Origin of the sequence: Arcticibacter svalbardensis MN12-7 (assembly GCF_000403135.1) — a bacterium.
Taxonomy (GTDB): domain Bacteria; phylum Bacteroidota; class Bacteroidia; order Sphingobacteriales; family Sphingobacteriaceae; genus Arcticibacter; species Arcticibacter svalbardensis.
Map to the genome: position 1 here is coordinate 69,843 of NZ_AQPN01000100.1, position 14,344 is coordinate 84,186.

Below are 14,344 nucleotides of genomic sequence, written 5' to 3' on the forward strand. Positions count from 1 at the left end.
ACAAACGAATAGGTGTGTTTTTTGTAGTGTATATGTTATAGCTAAAAATATACTACAGATTACGTATGAATTTCAGAAGAGCCTTGGCTGTGTTAGTGTTTCTATTTTCTATTTTAACTTGCCAAACCGTATTTGCCCAAACCAATTATTCTGACATCCGGGTTGATGAATTAACGGATGTCCAAGTTCGCCAGTTGATTCAACGTGCTGAATCCGTAGGGTATAGTGATGCACAGTTAGAGCAAATGGCTGCTGCTCAGGGAATGAAAGCAGAAGAGATTGCTAAGCTGAGAACGCGTGTTGAGAAAATAAGGAAATCCAGTCCTGAAACTAGTAAAACTCCCAATACACAGCTGAATCAGAATGATGAGTCAACCGGTAGATCTTATGTGGATTCGGATTCGTCTATCAATAACAGAAATTTAGTAAATCAGAATAAAGCAGAGTTAAAGGATGCCTTTGGGAACCTGATCCCTAAGATCTTTGGGGCTGAACTATTCAAAAATAACGATATCAGGTTTGAGCCAAACTTGCGGATGGCTACTCCCAGGGGATATATTATAGGGCCTGATGATCAGTTGTTGATTGATCTTACCGGGGACAATGAGGCCAATTATAAATTACAGGTAAGTCCTGATGGCTCGATCCGTCTGCAATATGTAGGGTTGATTGCTGTAGGGGGACTTTCTATTGAGCAGGCTACTGCAAAAATTCGCTCGGCAATGGGTAGCACTTATCCAAGTTTAAAGAGTGGTCGTACCAACATAGCCGTAAACCTTGGTAATATCCGGAGTATCAAAATTACGCTTCTAGGAGAGGTTGTTAAACCGGGATCGTATACCCTCTCTTCTTTATCCACTGTGTTTAATGCGTTGAATGCTTCTGGCGGACCTAATGAAAATGGATCATTCCGGAAGATCCAGGTGATCCGTAATAATCGGGTTGTTTCCACAATAGATGTATATAATTTTCTTTTAAAGGGGATGCAAAGCGGTAACATTCGTTTGCAGGATCAGGATGTGATTAATATTCCGGTTTATGAGGCAAGGGTGGAAATGTCGGGTGAAGTGAAACGGCCTGCTTTATATGAGGTGCTGCCAACAGAGTCTTTGGCTGATGTGCTTCAGTTTGCCGGTGGTTTCTCCAATAAAGCGTATTCGGCAAAGATCAAAGTGTTGCAGAACACCAATAAGGAAAGGCAAATTACGGATGTCAACGCAGGAGACTTCAGTGATTACAAACCAAAGAATGGGGATAAATATGTCGTGGAAACAATATTGGATCGCTTTGCCAATCGGGTAGAGATTTCTGGGGCTGTATTTCGTCCCGGGCAGTTTGCTCTGGAGGATGGTTTGACGTTGAAACAGTTGATTGCAAAGGCGGATGGATTGAAAGAGGATGCCTTTTTAAACCGGGGGTATATATCGAGGTTAAATGCGGACAATTCGCTGGCGCTGTTATCTTTTGACGTAGCTAAGGTATTAGCGGGCACGCAGGAAGATATTCTTTTACGGAGAGAGGATAAGGTAACTATTTCTTCGATATTCGATTTAAGGGAAGAGTTTAGCGTGGATATTAAAGGGGAAGTAAGAGAGCCAGGGAGTTTTCCTTATGCACAAGGGATGACGCTGGAATCGTTAATCCAGATGGCTGGCGGTTTTAAAGAGGGTGCTACGCCAAACCGGATTGAAATAGCAAGAAGGGTTCGAAATAGTGATGCGACTTCGCTGTCGGCTAAAACTGCGGATATCATTACGGTGAACATTCCGGTTGATTTACGGTTGCGGGATTCGGTGATTACACTGCAACCTTTTGATGTGGTTTCTATTCGAAGTGCGGAAGGTTACGAAATTCAGCAACAGGTAAGGGTTGAGGGTGAAGTGTTATATCCTGGGTTTTATACCATCAGCCGAAAGGATGAGCGGATCTCTGATGTGATTAAAAGGGCTGGTGGTTTAACTGCGCTTTCTTTTGCTGACGGTGCTTCATTGAAAAGACCAGGTGCTGATTCGGCTCAGGATGTTAGAAGTAGAAGTACAGTAGATCGACAGAAAGAGGAAAGGCTAAATTTGCTTAATCTGGATAGACTTAAAGCGGATGGTGCAACGGATTCAACTGATCAGGATGTTCAAATTCTGGGGAGTGACTTGGTGGGGATTGATTTAGAGCGGATTTTGAAAAAGCCGCATGCTAAGTTTGACTTAATACTGGAGGGTGGTGACATTATCAGGGTGCCCAAACAATTGCAAACGGTAAAGGTGACGGGTGAGGTTTTAAGGCCAATAAATGTGGTGTATAAGCCGGGCAAGAGGATGAAGGGTTACATTAATGGTGCTGGTGGATTTACGTATAATGCGAGTAAAAGGGGGGCGTATATTCAGTATGCGAATGGTTCGGTTGATGCGGTAAGCCATGTGCTGTTTTTTAATTTTTATCCTGATGTGAAGCCGGGTGCGGAGATCTTTGTACCTAAAAGGGCACCAAGGGATAAAATTGGTGTTCAGGGCTGGATTGGTTTAGGAACTGCATTGGCTTCTATGGCTGCGATAATTGTGAGTTTGTATAGATAAATAAGAATTAGAACTGAATAAGTGGAATTATCGAAATGAAGGCGGAGAATACAAATAGAGAAACAATAGCTTCAGATGAAGTTTCGCTTAAAGATCTCATACTAAAAATACGAAGAGCTGGTCGGTATTTATTGTCAAAATGGGTAACTGTTTTTGTGTTCGGTGTTTTTGGTGGTATTTTAGGTTTTACATATGCCTGGATAAAAAAACCGATTTATACCGCTACTACTACTTTTGTATTAGAGGAGGATAAATCTGGTTCAAGTGCATTAGGATCTTTAGCTGGCTTAGCTTCAATAGCTGGTGTGGATTTAGGTGGAGGAGGAGGTGGCATTTTTCAGGGAGATAATATTCTGGAATTATACAAATCCAGGACAATGATTGAAAAGACATTATTGACAGAGATTGATTTTAATGGAAAGAAACAACTATTAGTTGATTGGTATATTGAGTTCAATAAGCTAAGAAAAGTTTGGGACAAAAAGCCAGGGTTAAAAGAGCTTCAATTTAGTTCATTAGATGATTCTAATCCAAATTTAAAATCTTCGCGTTTAAAGGATAGTATTTTAGGGGTGGTTGTAAAAGATATCAACAAAAACTACTTAACTGTTGCTAAACCAGATAAAAAATTAAGCATCATCAATGTTGAAGTTAATGCTCCTGATGAGGTATTTGCAAAAGCTTTTAATGATCAGATTGTCAAGAATGTAAATGATTTCTATGTTCAAACAAAAACAAAAAAATCCATAAGTAACATTAAAATATTGCAACACAAAACAGATTCTGTTTTAAGGGTCATGAATGGTGCGATTTATTCAGGTGTTGCCATTGCAGATGCCACGCCTAACTTAAATATTACACGTCAGGTACAACGGATGGCCCCAATACAACGTTCTCAATTTTCTGCTGAAACCAATAAAGCAATATTAAGTGAATTAGTTAAAAATCTGGAAATGTCCAAAATGGCTCTTATGAAGGAAACTCCTCTAATTCAAGTGCTAGATCAACCGATTTTTCCATTAGAGAAAACAGAGCTAGGTTTGTTGAAAGGTATTGTTTTAGGTGCCTTGTTGTTTGGTTTTTTAGGTGCAATGTTCGTATTTCTTAAGAAAATATTTTCTGTTGTTTAATTCATAGTTATAGTGGCGAGTTCTAAAAAAAATTATTTTTATAATTTGACATTAACAGCGATCAATTTGCTATTTCCTATAATCAGTTTTCCGTATGCTTCGAGGATCTTAGGGCCGTATGGAATAGGTAAAACCCAGTTTATACTTACCTTCGCTCAATATTTCGCATTAATAGCAGCATTGGGAATACCGGTTTATGGGATCAGAGAGATAGCAAAAGTAAAAAATAGTCCTGATGCCCTGTCGAAAACATTTTCTGAACTATTTATCATTTATTTTTGTAGCAGTGCTATTTTAGGCTTGTGTTACTTGATCATTGTTTCTAATTTCCCAACACTAAAAAATGATCACAGCCTGTATGTTTCTGCGTCTTTGATAGTCTTTATCGGCTTTTCCAGTATTGACTGGTTCTATGCTGGAATACAGGAATTTAAAATCATTGCTATCAGGTCCACAATCATAAAGGTACTGTCTCTGATCTGTCTCTTTATATTCGTTAAATCCAGGGACGACTTATTTATATTTTTCCTAATATCCCTGGGTACGCTTCTGGGCAATAATATAATAAACAGTGTGGCTGTGTGGAAACGCGTGAAGCTAATTACCAAGGGCCTGAATTTTATTATTCACAGAAGACCGTTGTTATTGGTATTTGGGACCACCCTTGCGTCTAGTATGTACACCTTGTTTGACGTGCTGATACTTGGATTTCTTGCAGATGAAAATGCTGTAGGCTATTATGTAGCAGGCGTTAAACTGGTAAAGGTCTCTATACCTATTGTTACCTCGATGGGTATCGTATTAATGCCGAAAATAGTTAGTCAGCTGCATCAAAAAAGCATCAGTGAATTTTATGTACTTATAAGGAAGTCGTATGAGTTTGTAGTTTTCTTATCCATTCCGATATGCTTTGGGCTATTTTTACTTGCGAAAGAATTTATATTGCTTTTTTCCGGTCAAGAATTCTTAGTTGCTACCAACTCCATGAAAATATTGTCGTCCCTTCCGTTTATCATCGGAATGGGATACTTATTAGGGATTCAAATTTTGACTACATCAAGTCATGATAAGCAAATGTTATTTTGTGTTTGCTCTGGAATGGTTGCTAGTTTGCTGTTTAATGTTGTACTAATTCCTCATTTTAAACAAGATGGTGCAGCTGCTGCCAATGTCCTATCTGAAGTCATTGTTACAGCTGGTTATTACTATTTCGTAAGGAAGCAATATGATCTTGACCTTAAAGTCAGGCCTATTGTTTGTGCGCTATTATCCAGCTTAATATTCATCCCTGTTGTTTATTTTACCCGTATTTTCTTTTATGAGAGGGATGTGTTTATACTCTTGGTTTCCATACCTGTAAATTTTCTATTTTATAGCTTCTTCCAGCATTATGTATTTAAAAACATAATAATTGAAGAAGGCTTAAACGTAATAAAACAGAAACTTAAGTTTCAAAACAAATGAGCAAGCTATCAGAATTACCTCGCAAGAAAGGCGAGAGGTTGATTATTATCACATCAACTATTTATGTGAACAGCAATTTCACTGTTTTAACCGATCCATCACTGAGACAGCAGCAGTATGTTGATAGCATAAGATGGTACCTTTCTGTGAGAACTATTGACAGTATCATTGTTTGTGACAACAGTGGGTTTGATTATTCACTTATTCTGGAGCTTCAGGACATGGCGGACCGTAATGGTAAGAATATAGAGTTTCTTAATTTTCGTGGGGATGTTGAAAGGATTTCAACGTTAGGTAAAGGTTATGGAGAAGGTGAAATTATGCGGTACCTGTTTTCTGAGAGTCGCCTATTGTCGTATCACGAATCTTTTTACAAGGTTACCGGAAGAGTTAAAGTGTTGAATTTGGAACGTCTTGTAGATAATGTCAAACATGATGACATTTGTTTTCAACAGATCAGGATTAATCCATTTTCTAATACTGATTTGATTGACACCAGGTTATATTATTGTTCGAAACCTATTTTTTCGACTATATTACTAAATGAATTTGAAAAGGTGAATGATGAAAAAAGTTATTACCTGGAAAATGCTTATACGGACGCGCTCCGCCTTGCAGGAATCAAATATCGTAATTTCAAGATTTTACCACGCTTTGAGGGTTTTTCGGGAAGTCATGGAGGAACGTTAAAACTGAGTGCAATTAATTATATGATCAAATACTGCTATAACATTGCTAATGGAATCTACCATGATCTCTTCAGAAAATAGTTACTTAAACAATAGTGCCAGTCCGCTCGTAACGGTTATCACAGTTGTTTATAATGCTGTTGCCACTATAGAAGCAACACTGTTAAGCATAATTAATCAACAAGATATAAATATTGAAATTGTTGTGATTGACGGCGGCTCTGATGACGGAACTTTAGAATTACTATCGAAGTATAAGGATAAAATTGCTTATTTAATCAGCGAGCCCGACAAGGGAATTTATGATGCGATGAATAAAGGTGTTGCTGTCGCAAGTGGGGAATGGATAAATTTTATGAATGCCGGGGATAGTTTCGCTTCAGTTAGTGTATTGAAGAAAATTTTCTCCGATAGTATGTCCCCTGATATTCAATTTATTTATTCAGATTTTAATATCCTAAACACAAGATCCGGGAATGAGGAAAGGGTCATTGCTGACTACGAAAAAGGCATAATTCTACATCAATCAGTAATCTATAAAAAGTCGCTGCATTCCATATATGGCAAATATGTAGTTACAAAGAAAATTATTGTATCAGACTATCTTTTTTTTAATTCGGTGCCTCGTGAGATGATCATGAAAACCAATGTAGTTATTTCAACCAATAATGATAATGGGGTGTCTCAGGGTGCCTGGTGTTATTACCAGAAGAAGTGCGTAGACTATATTTTCGGGAGAATATCATTTTCTTATTTGATTTCAGCGATAGTGTATTTCAACTGCAAAGCACTTGTAAAGTTTGTGATACCCAATAGGACGAAATGATAGTATATTATTTGATATATGTTTGTTTGTTTGTTTTTGCAATAAATAACCATGTAAAGCCCTCTAAAATCTATTTGATACCGTTAGGGATTTTACTAATTCTGTTCGCAGGGTTTAGGGGGCCGAATGTGAGCAGTGATTTCGAAACCTATAAGGATTATTATGAACTGGTAAGACCTTCCAGTGAATATCTGCCATTTTCGTTTATTGAGCCTTCGTTCGTTATATTTTCAAAAATATTTCCTTATTTAAGATTCGTAATTCTAGCTTATGCAGTTCTTTCCGTGTGTATAAAGCTATTTGCCTTTGAAAAATTAACTCCTTTTGTGTTTTATTCTGTTGCACTCTGGTTCTCACATTTCTTCCTGGTGTTAGAGATGAACCAAATTCGGGTTGGCGTTGCCATTGGATTGCTGTTACTAAGCATACCTTCCATTGTTAAGAGAAATCATTATCAGTATGTTGGCTTGGTTTTCCTGGCTTTCTTATTTCATTATTCTGCCATTATATTTCTACCTGTTTATATTTTGAACACCAATAAAGTACCCGTCATTTATTTCTATGTTATTCCTGCAGCCTACCTGCTTCACTTTTTAGGAATTGGGTTAATAGAAGTTGTTGGCAAATTGCCAATTCCGCAATTGCAGGGTAAAATGGAATCATACAGATCTTTATATGAGATGGGATCTTATGTCAAAATCAATGTGTATAATCCGGTAATTCTTTTACGTGTGGGGTTGATCTATATATTTTTGTTCAATTGGCGATACCTTGCCAGTAAAAATGAAAATTTCGTTGTGATGATACAGATTCTCGTAATTTCGATTGTAAGTATGCTTCTTCTAGCCAGTCTACCTGCATTTGGGCTCAGGATTTCTGATCTTTTTGGTTCGGTTGAGATTATTCTGCTGCCACTGTTATTTAATTTAATTAAGGAGAAATACTGGGTTGTGCTGTTTTTATTTATTTTTGGCTTTTTGATCATGTCTATTGATTTGTTGTACAATCAATTTCTAGAACCATATTCCTTTTAGATGAATTTTTACGAATCAGTGTTGCCAGTAATAGTTCTTTATAATCAGGATATCACCAGTTCAAAAGGTGTGGAAACTTTGATTAAGACACTTGATGCATCGAACAGCCGAATGAAGGTCTTTGTGTATGATAATAGCAAGTATGCACAGTATGAGGGAGACTTTATCTATAAAAAGCTTGATGTTAGCTATGTACATGACAGTACTAATTCTGGAGTAAGTAAAGCATATAATTCCGGAGCTTCTTATGCCCGATTGACCCACAAAAAATGGCTGCTTCTCCTTGATCAGGATACCCTGTTTCCGGATCATTTTATGGGAAGATATGATCAGGCGGTTGTTGAAAATCCAGGTGCGAAACTCATTGTGCCAGTGCTGAGAACTCAGTATAAACAAATACTTTCCCCATGCAGGTATATACACAAAAAGGGACGTTGGTTGGATGATGTAGAGGAAGGTTTTATGGATTCGAATTTATACAGTCCGGTAAATAGTGGTATGTTAATTGATCTGGATGCGTTTGAAGAAGCCGGTGGATACAATGAAAAAGTGAAGCTAGACTTTGCTGACTTTCAATTTATAGAAAGGTTTAGCAAAAAGAATCGTTCTTTCTATGTTATGGATATGCAGTGTATACAGGACTTTTCGGGGTTTGAAAATGACAAACAAAAATTGAAGCATCGGTTTTATTTGTTTTGTGATAGTGCCCGGAATTGCCAAAAAAATAGTGCATCAGATCATTTCTGGTACTTTATCGTTGTTACGCGGCGGATGGCTAGCTTAACTCTAAAGCATGTCGATCCGTCATTTATTGGTATATGGATTTCTAAATATATTCTCTGAGCAAATGAATTCAGTCTGCATGGCTACGTACAACGGAGCATTATACATCAAACCACAAATAGAGTCTATATTAAAACAGCTCCATGCCGACGATGAGCTGATCATTTCTGACGATTCCTCGACTGATAATACACTGGAAGTCATTAAAGCGGTTTGTGACAGCCGGGTTATAATACTTGAGGGTAATCGGTTTCGTGATCCCATTAAAAATTTTGAGCATGCGCTTAAAAGCGCCCGGGGCGTATTTATTTTTCTTTCTGATCAGGATGATGTTTGGATAGATGGAAAATATGAAAAGATGTTAACTGTGCTTGAAGAGTTTGATCTGGTAGTCAGCGATTCCATTATAGTTGATGAAAATCTCGCGGTTCTTCACCCGTCTTTCTTTGCATATTTCGGTTCTGGTAAGGGTATTCTTAAGAATATGATTAGAAGTACTTATTATGGATCATGTATGGCGTTTAGACAAAACGTTCTTAAGTTAGCAATGCCGTTTCCCGATACTAAGGAGATCGGTCATGATCTTTGGATAGGACTTGTAGCCGAGTTAACTGGCCGTGTATGTTTTTTAACCCAACCGATGCTTTTATATCGTCGGCATAAGAACACCTTTAGTTCAGCAGGAGTAGGATTAAGCTCCCGGTCGGTAGGACAGAAATTTTATGGAAGGGTTGTGATGATCTGGGAACTCTGTAAATTTATACTGAGAAATAAATTGAAACGGTTAAAGAATTAAAGAACGAATTTTCACATAATAGTGAGTGATTCTATTGTCTTTAGATGCTAAAGAGCACATACTGTGGTTTTTGTATGGCTTTCAACAAACAAATCTTACGAACATCTGTTCCAACTCCTAATAGATTTTTATTAGGTATATATTTTATGGAAAGAGGGCTGGTGTCAATCATTACTCCAATGTATAATGCAGAAAAGTATGTTGGAGCAACTATTGAGTCTGTTATCAAACAAACCTACCCGAATTGGGAGATGATCATTGTGGATGATGGATCAAAGGATGGGGGGGCAGATATAGTTTCCGGATATGCATCAAAAGATCCGCGCATCAAACTGGTGCATCAAAAAAATGGAGGGTCAGCAGCTGCCCGAAACAACGGAATCAGGAGAGCTGCAGGGCAATATATAGCCTTGCTGGATGCAGATGATTTGTGGTTTCCTAACTTCCTGGAAGCACAGTTGAATTTTATGGAAAAGACAAACTCTTTGCTTGTCTACTCTTCGCATACCAGGATAGACGAAAATTCAAAAGAAATATTAGAGCCTTTTATAGTTCCTAAAATAGTGGATTACCATGACCTGTTGAAGTCATGTGCCATATCCTGTCTAACTGGTTTATACAACATCGAGCCTTATGGGAAAGTTTATCTCCGTGAAGCATTCAAAAGTCTAAGGGATGATTATATATATTGGTTAGAAATTATTAAAAAGGTTAAGGTAGCCTACGGAAACACAGAGGTGCTTGCTCAATATCGGGTATTGCAAAATTCGGTTAGCCGGAATAAAACTAATGTGATCAAACCCCAGTTTATGGTTTATTATAAAGTGGAGCAATTAGGATTGTTAAAAAGCGTGTATTATCTCAGCCAATGGGCTATTTTTGGTTATAGAAAATATAGAAAGTAAACAAAATATGTGTATAAGTGTTCATTCAATTGTATATTAATGTAATTGTTATAGATCTTATATTTATTTTTTCATATATGAGACCCGAACTACCTTTCGTCTTTAGTCTTTTAGCTGTTGCTTTATCAATTTCCCCATTGATCACTATTGCCATTCGAAAAAGGCTTTTTGATTTACCTTCTGAAGATCGGAAAATTCATAAGCGGATCGTCCCTAACCTGGGTGGTCTGGCTATATTTTCGGGCTTTTTGCTGTCTGTTTCCATGTTCATTGACCTTTCAACGCTTAAAGTCTCTAATTATATTCTATGTGGAGGAATTGTGATTTTTATTACGGGTTTGAAGGATGACATTATTGGTGTGGATCCGCTGAAGAAGTTTGTGGCTCAGTTTATCGCGGCTTTTATTGTGACGATGTTGGGCGACATTCGCATTTTGGATCTGGGTGGTTTTATGGGCATTTATAATTTGAGCTATCCCTTTAGCATTGGTTTGAGTGTGATTGCGATTGTGGGCATTGTGAATGCTTTTAATCTGATTGATGGCATTGATGGTTTGGCTGGTTCCCTGGGGCTGTTGCTCGCTCTGGTGTATGCCTGGCTTTTTTATCAGGCAGGAGAACCTGGATGGCTGTATGTCTGTATGGCTCTTGGTGGTGCTTTAACTGGCTTTTTAATTCATAATATCTCACCTGCCAAGATCTTTATGGGTGATAGCGGTTCTTTAATGCTGGGGTATATTGCTGCGGTATTGAGTATTCAATTTATTAATACTTCGGCGTTTGAGTTTGTAGACCTGGGTTTTACTTTTGTTAGTTCGGCTCCGGCTTTAGCCATGGCCATTATTATTCTTCCTTTGTTTGATACGCTACGGGTCTTTGCTATCCGTCTGGCGAATAATCAGTCACCTTTTAAAGCGGACCGCAATCATCTGCATCACCGGATGTTATCGTTGGGTTTGTCGCACATGATGGCAACGCTTGTACTGGTATTGATTACTGGTTTATTTATTGCTACTGCATTGGTTTTTCAGTCGATTGGCAGTAACCAACTGGTGGGGATCTTAATCATCATGATCATCTTTTTAAATACATTGTTGTCGATTTATATTTATAGCAGAAAAAGAGGGGTCATTGAGCAGGAAATATTAGATGAACCTTTGGATATAGAACAGGATGAACTTCCGATCCAGAAGATTATGAAAAGCAAAATGGATCAGAATGAAATGTTGAAGAAAATTTCAAAGAACTAGATATATTTGCTGTTCATGAAGTATAAAATAGTTCTGCTCCTTTGGGTTGCCTTTTCTATTCAGGCGTTTTCGCAATCTACTCCTCTCCCGGTATTGAATAGTTACCCGGATGTTCGTTTGCATCAGCTGGAAGATTTCTCGCTTCATACTGCGGCTCAGCCTCTGCTGTTACGTGCTGCACTGCGGGATTCTATTTTGCAACGGGATGTTCCGGTTAGCGAATGGCAATCAAAGAACTGGCTGTTTAGGAAGATCTTTACACAACACTTGGTGGAGATTAAAAATGATGAGTATGTAGTAAACTTTGACTTTCTGCCTGATCTATGGGTGGGAAAGCAGGATGGCCGTACGATCTGGAATAATACCAGGGAACTGGCTGTGGATGGTCATGTGGGTGATATGTTTTCGTTTAATGCCACCATAAGTGAAAATCAAGGGGTATATCCTACGTATTATAATGACTATATCCGGAATAATAAGGTGGTGCCGGGACAGGGGCATGCCAAGACGTATGGTGCTGATGGCTTTGATTATTCGAATTCTTCGGCCTCGCTTTCGTATACGCCTTCGAAATATATCAATGTGCAGGTAGGGTATGGTAAGAACTTCATCGGGAATGGCTATCGTTCCCTGCTGCTTTCGGATTATGCGTTCAACTATCCGTATTTAAAGGTTACGGGTACGCTGGGCAGGGTGCAATATACTGCCATGTGGGCGCAGTTTGAGGATCTGTATGACATTGGCTTTGATGATGAAACGCCGTATGATAAGAAATATGGCGTTTTTCATTACCTGGACTGGAATGTGAATAAACGCCTGAGTTTAGGGGTTTTTGAGAACGTGATGTGGGCGCCAAGGGGTCTGGATTTGAGTTATGCGATTCCGGTATTGGTGTTACGTCCTACGGAATATAATAATGGTTCTCCGGATAAAGTAGTGCTGGGTTTGAACGGGAGTTATAAGCTGAATAAAAAATTGCTGGCGTATGGTCAGTTTGTGCTGAATGAGTTTACGCTGAAAGAGGTTTTTGCGGGTACCGGCTATTGGGCGAATAAACATGGCGCGCAAGTAGGGCTTCGTGCTTTTGATATTTTTCAGCTGCCTAACTTAAACGCGACGCTGGAATATAATGCGGTGCGGCCGTATACCTACTCGGCGAGTCATCGTATTAAAAACTATGGTCATTATAATGAGCCGCTGGCGCATCCTTTTGGTGCGAATTTCCGGGAATACCTGGCTTTGGTTAACTATCGCTACAGCCGCTGGGAACTGAGTCTGCAGGGTAATGTGGCACGCTATGGTCTGGATATGGATGGCTTGAACTACGGAAAGAATATTTACCTGGATTATACCACCCGTGTGGATGATTATGGCGTAGAGATTGGTCATGGTCTGAAAACCAAATTCTTTTATGCTAATACAAATGTCTCGTATTTATTAAACCCAAAGAACAACCTGCGCATGGAGCTGGGCTATAGCCTGCGTAACGAGGTAAATGACCTGAAGAGTGATAAAGAAAAGTTTTTTACTATTGGGCTGAAGGCTTCGTTCAGGAATAAGTATCAGGATTTTTAGAAATATAGAAAAATATAAACCAGAAACATACATGTTGTAATAGTATTGATATATAGATAGTTATCGAAGTTGTTAAAACTAATTATTTTAGTATTTGTTGTTCGGCAAACAAATAATGCCTACATTTGATTAAACCATTATGTTCGAATTCACCACCGATAAAGACAAGGCAGTTCACGCAGCACTTTATGTGCTCAAAAAAGTCGGCAATGCGGATTACCACAAGGTCTTTAAAATACTGTATTTTGCCGAACAATTTCACTTGAAATCATATGGAAGACCTTTGACAGGGGACTCCTATCAAGCTATGCCATACGGTCCTGTTCCATCTTTTCTTTACGACGTTTTTAAAGCGGCAGAAAAGGGGACATCTCCCTTTGATGAAGCAACTGAAAGAAGCGGTGCCTTTTCTGTAACCAGGCATGGTAAAATGCCTATAGTTAAGGCGCTAATGGAACCGGATCTGGATGAACTTTCAGAATCTGACCTTGAAGCATTAGAATTTTCTATTAACGAGAACGGCGGGTTGAAATTTGACGAATTGGTTAAGAAGTCTCATGACACCGCATGGGATAAAGCTGAAAAAAACCTGGATATAGAAATGTCTTACTTTGACATTGCCGAAGCGATAGGTACCTCTAAAGAAATGCTTTCTTACATCGAGCTACAGGCTGAGAATTCTTCTATCAGACTGAAATGAATACCGTTGCTGATGCATTTGGGGAGGAGGAACGTGCTCGGTTCGCAGCAGATATCATAGTAATTGGAGTAGTTATATTGGTGTATGTAGCTGATACCAAACCGCCAAAAGAAAAAAGGTTGATCGTAGTTGGTGAATCATATGATCACGTTTCTGTTGCAACCGTTTATATTAATACTGAATTAAATACTAATGTGTTCCCGACAAAAGAATTGCAGAGCCTCAATCCTGAATTCACATCGGATGGACGAGTATACTTAAAACATAAATCTCACGTGGATTGTTCCAGTTTGCATGTCTTAAGGAAGGAGTTTCTAGTAAGTATTATTAGTGCCGACCCCAATAGAGCTCTTGGAAATGTTTCTGAAGATGACTTTAAAATTATTAGAGGCTTGATCAAGTCCGCTAGGACGATTAAGCCATCATTGAAAAAAACTTACGGTCTATTTTTGTAAAATACTACTCTCCGTCTGACAGTCAAATGGATCAGAATGAAATGAGATAAACAGAAGTTTTTTACAATCGGGTTAAAGGCTTCATTCCGAAATAAGTATCAGGATTTTTAAAAATACACTGAATGTGTCGATTGTAATCAACATTTTTATTATATTTATGTCGTATT

Annotated in this window: 13 protein-coding genes; all 13 read left to right on the plus strand. The window is 38.4% G+C overall.

The annotated features are described in order from the left end of the window. Nucleotides 1-65: 65 nt before the first annotated feature. The 13 genes from ADIARSV_RS13340 to ADIARSV_RS13400 all read left to right on the plus strand — a co-directional run bounded on the left by ADIARSV_RS13340 (nt 66) and on the right by ADIARSV_RS13400 (nt 14,177). Entirely contained in the window at nt 66-2,570 is a 2,505-nt protein-coding gene (locus tag ADIARSV_RS13340) for an SLBB domain-containing protein (protein WP_016196084.1), read from the plus strand. 35 nt (nt 2,571-2,605) lie between these two features. Continuing rightward, nucleotides 2,606-3,700 (plus strand): GumC domain-containing protein, encoded by a 1,095-nt coding sequence (locus tag ADIARSV_RS13345; RefSeq protein ID WP_016196085.1) that lies wholly within the window; start codon nt 2,606-2,608, stop codon nt 3,698-3,700. Nucleotides 3,701-3,712: 12 nt separating this feature from the next. Then, complete coding sequence (locus ADIARSV_RS13350) at nt 3,713-5,164, plus strand: flippase (RefSeq protein WP_016196086.1); 1,452 nt, start codon at nt 3,713-3,715, stop codon at nt 5,162-5,164. Next, nucleotides 5,161-5,934 (plus strand): hypothetical protein, encoded by a 774-nt coding sequence (locus tag ADIARSV_RS13355; protein WP_016196087.1) that lies wholly within the window; start codon nt 5,161-5,163, stop codon nt 5,932-5,934. The genes ADIARSV_RS13350 and ADIARSV_RS13355 overlap by 4 nt, the downstream gene beginning before the upstream one ends. Then, nucleotides 5,903-6,679 carry a glycosyltransferase family 2 protein gene (locus ADIARSV_RS13360; protein WP_200864753.1) on the plus strand — a complete coding sequence of 259 codons (777 nt, stop codon included), beginning with the start codon at nt 5,903-5,905 and terminating at the stop codon, nt 6,677-6,679. The genes ADIARSV_RS13355 and ADIARSV_RS13360 overlap by 32 nt, the downstream gene beginning before the upstream one ends. 74 nt (nt 6,680-6,753) lie before the next feature. Next, nucleotides 6,754-7,713, plus strand: a complete 960-nt coding sequence (locus tag ADIARSV_RS13365; RefSeq protein ID WP_160166671.1) for an EpsG family protein — start codon at nt 6,754-6,756, stop codon at nt 7,711-7,713. After that, a complete protein-coding gene (locus tag ADIARSV_RS13370; protein WP_016196090.1) occupies nt 7,714-8,556 on the plus strand; it encodes a glycosyltransferase in 843 nt (280 codons plus the stop codon). Between the two features lie 19 nt (nt 8,557-8,575). Beyond that, nucleotides 8,576-9,292 (plus strand): glycosyltransferase family 2 protein, encoded by a 717-nt coding sequence (locus ADIARSV_RS13375; protein WP_200864754.1) that lies wholly within the window; start codon nt 8,576-8,578, stop codon nt 9,290-9,292. A gap of 146 nt (nt 9,293-9,438) precedes the next feature. Beyond that, nucleotides 9,439-10,197 carry a glycosyltransferase family 2 protein gene (locus ADIARSV_RS13380; protein ID WP_040300085.1) on the plus strand — a complete coding sequence of 253 codons (759 nt, stop codon included), beginning with the start codon at nt 9,439-9,441 and terminating at the stop codon, nt 10,195-10,197. A 77-nt stretch (nt 10,198-10,274) separates the two neighbouring features. Further along, on the plus strand, nt 10,275-11,447 hold the full coding sequence (locus ADIARSV_RS13385; protein ID WP_016196094.1) for an MraY family glycosyltransferase: 1,173 nt from the start codon (nt 10,275-10,277) through the stop codon (nt 11,445-11,447). A 15-nt stretch (nt 11,448-11,462) separates the two neighbouring features. Continuing rightward, a complete protein-coding gene (locus ADIARSV_RS13390; RefSeq protein WP_016196095.1) occupies nt 11,463-13,022 on the plus strand; it encodes a hypothetical protein in 1,560 nt (519 codons plus the stop codon). A gap of 139 nt (nt 13,023-13,161) precedes the next feature. Continuing rightward, nucleotides 13,162-13,722 carry a Panacea domain-containing protein gene (locus ADIARSV_RS13395; protein ID WP_016196096.1) on the plus strand — a complete coding sequence of 187 codons (561 nt, stop codon included), beginning with the start codon at nt 13,162-13,164 and terminating at the stop codon, nt 13,720-13,722. After that, nucleotides 13,719-14,177: a hypothetical protein gene (locus ADIARSV_RS13400; protein ID WP_052017021.1), complete on the plus strand. Its 459-nt coding sequence runs from the start codon at nt 13,719-13,721 to the stop codon at nt 14,175-14,177. The genes ADIARSV_RS13395 and ADIARSV_RS13400 overlap by 4 nt, the downstream gene beginning before the upstream one ends. Nucleotides 14,178-14,344 lie beyond the last annotated feature (167 nt).

Coding starts and splice junctions, on each gene's coding strand:
- ADIARSV_RS13395 (WP_016196096.1), top strand. CDS start 13,162: ATGTTCGAATTCACCACCGATAAAGACAAGGCAGTTCACGCAGCACTT.
- ADIARSV_RS13385 (WP_016196094.1), top strand. CDS start 10,275: ATGAGACCCGAACTACCTTTCGTCTTTAGTCTTTTAGCTGTTGCTTTA.
- ADIARSV_RS13380 (WP_040300085.1), top strand. CDS start 9,439: ATGGAAAGAGGGCTGGTGTCAATCATTACTCCAATGTATAATGCAGAA.
- ADIARSV_RS13360 (WP_200864753.1), top strand. CDS start 5,903: ATGGAATCTACCATGATCTCTTCAGAAAATAGTTACTTAAACAATAGT.
- ADIARSV_RS13370 (WP_016196090.1), top strand. CDS start 7,714: ATGAATTTTTACGAATCAGTGTTGCCAGTAATAGTTCTTTATAATCAG.
- ADIARSV_RS13355 (WP_016196087.1), top strand. CDS start 5,161: ATGAGCAAGCTATCAGAATTACCTCGCAAGAAAGGCGAGAGGTTGATT.
- ADIARSV_RS13375 (WP_200864754.1), top strand. CDS start 8,576: ATGGCTACGTACAACGGAGCATTATACATCAAACCACAAATAGAGTCT.
- ADIARSV_RS13345 (WP_016196085.1), top strand. CDS start 2,606: ATGAAGGCGGAGAATACAAATAGAGAAACAATAGCTTCAGATGAAGTT.
- ADIARSV_RS13400 (WP_052017021.1), top strand. CDS start 13,719: ATGAATACCGTTGCTGATGCATTTGGGGAGGAGGAACGTGCTCGGTTC.
- ADIARSV_RS13340 (WP_016196084.1), top strand. CDS start 66: ATGAATTTCAGAAGAGCCTTGGCTGTGTTAGTGTTTCTATTTTCTATT.
- ADIARSV_RS13390 (WP_016196095.1), top strand. CDS start 11,463: ATGAAGTATAAAATAGTTCTGCTCCTTTGGGTTGCCTTTTCTATTCAG.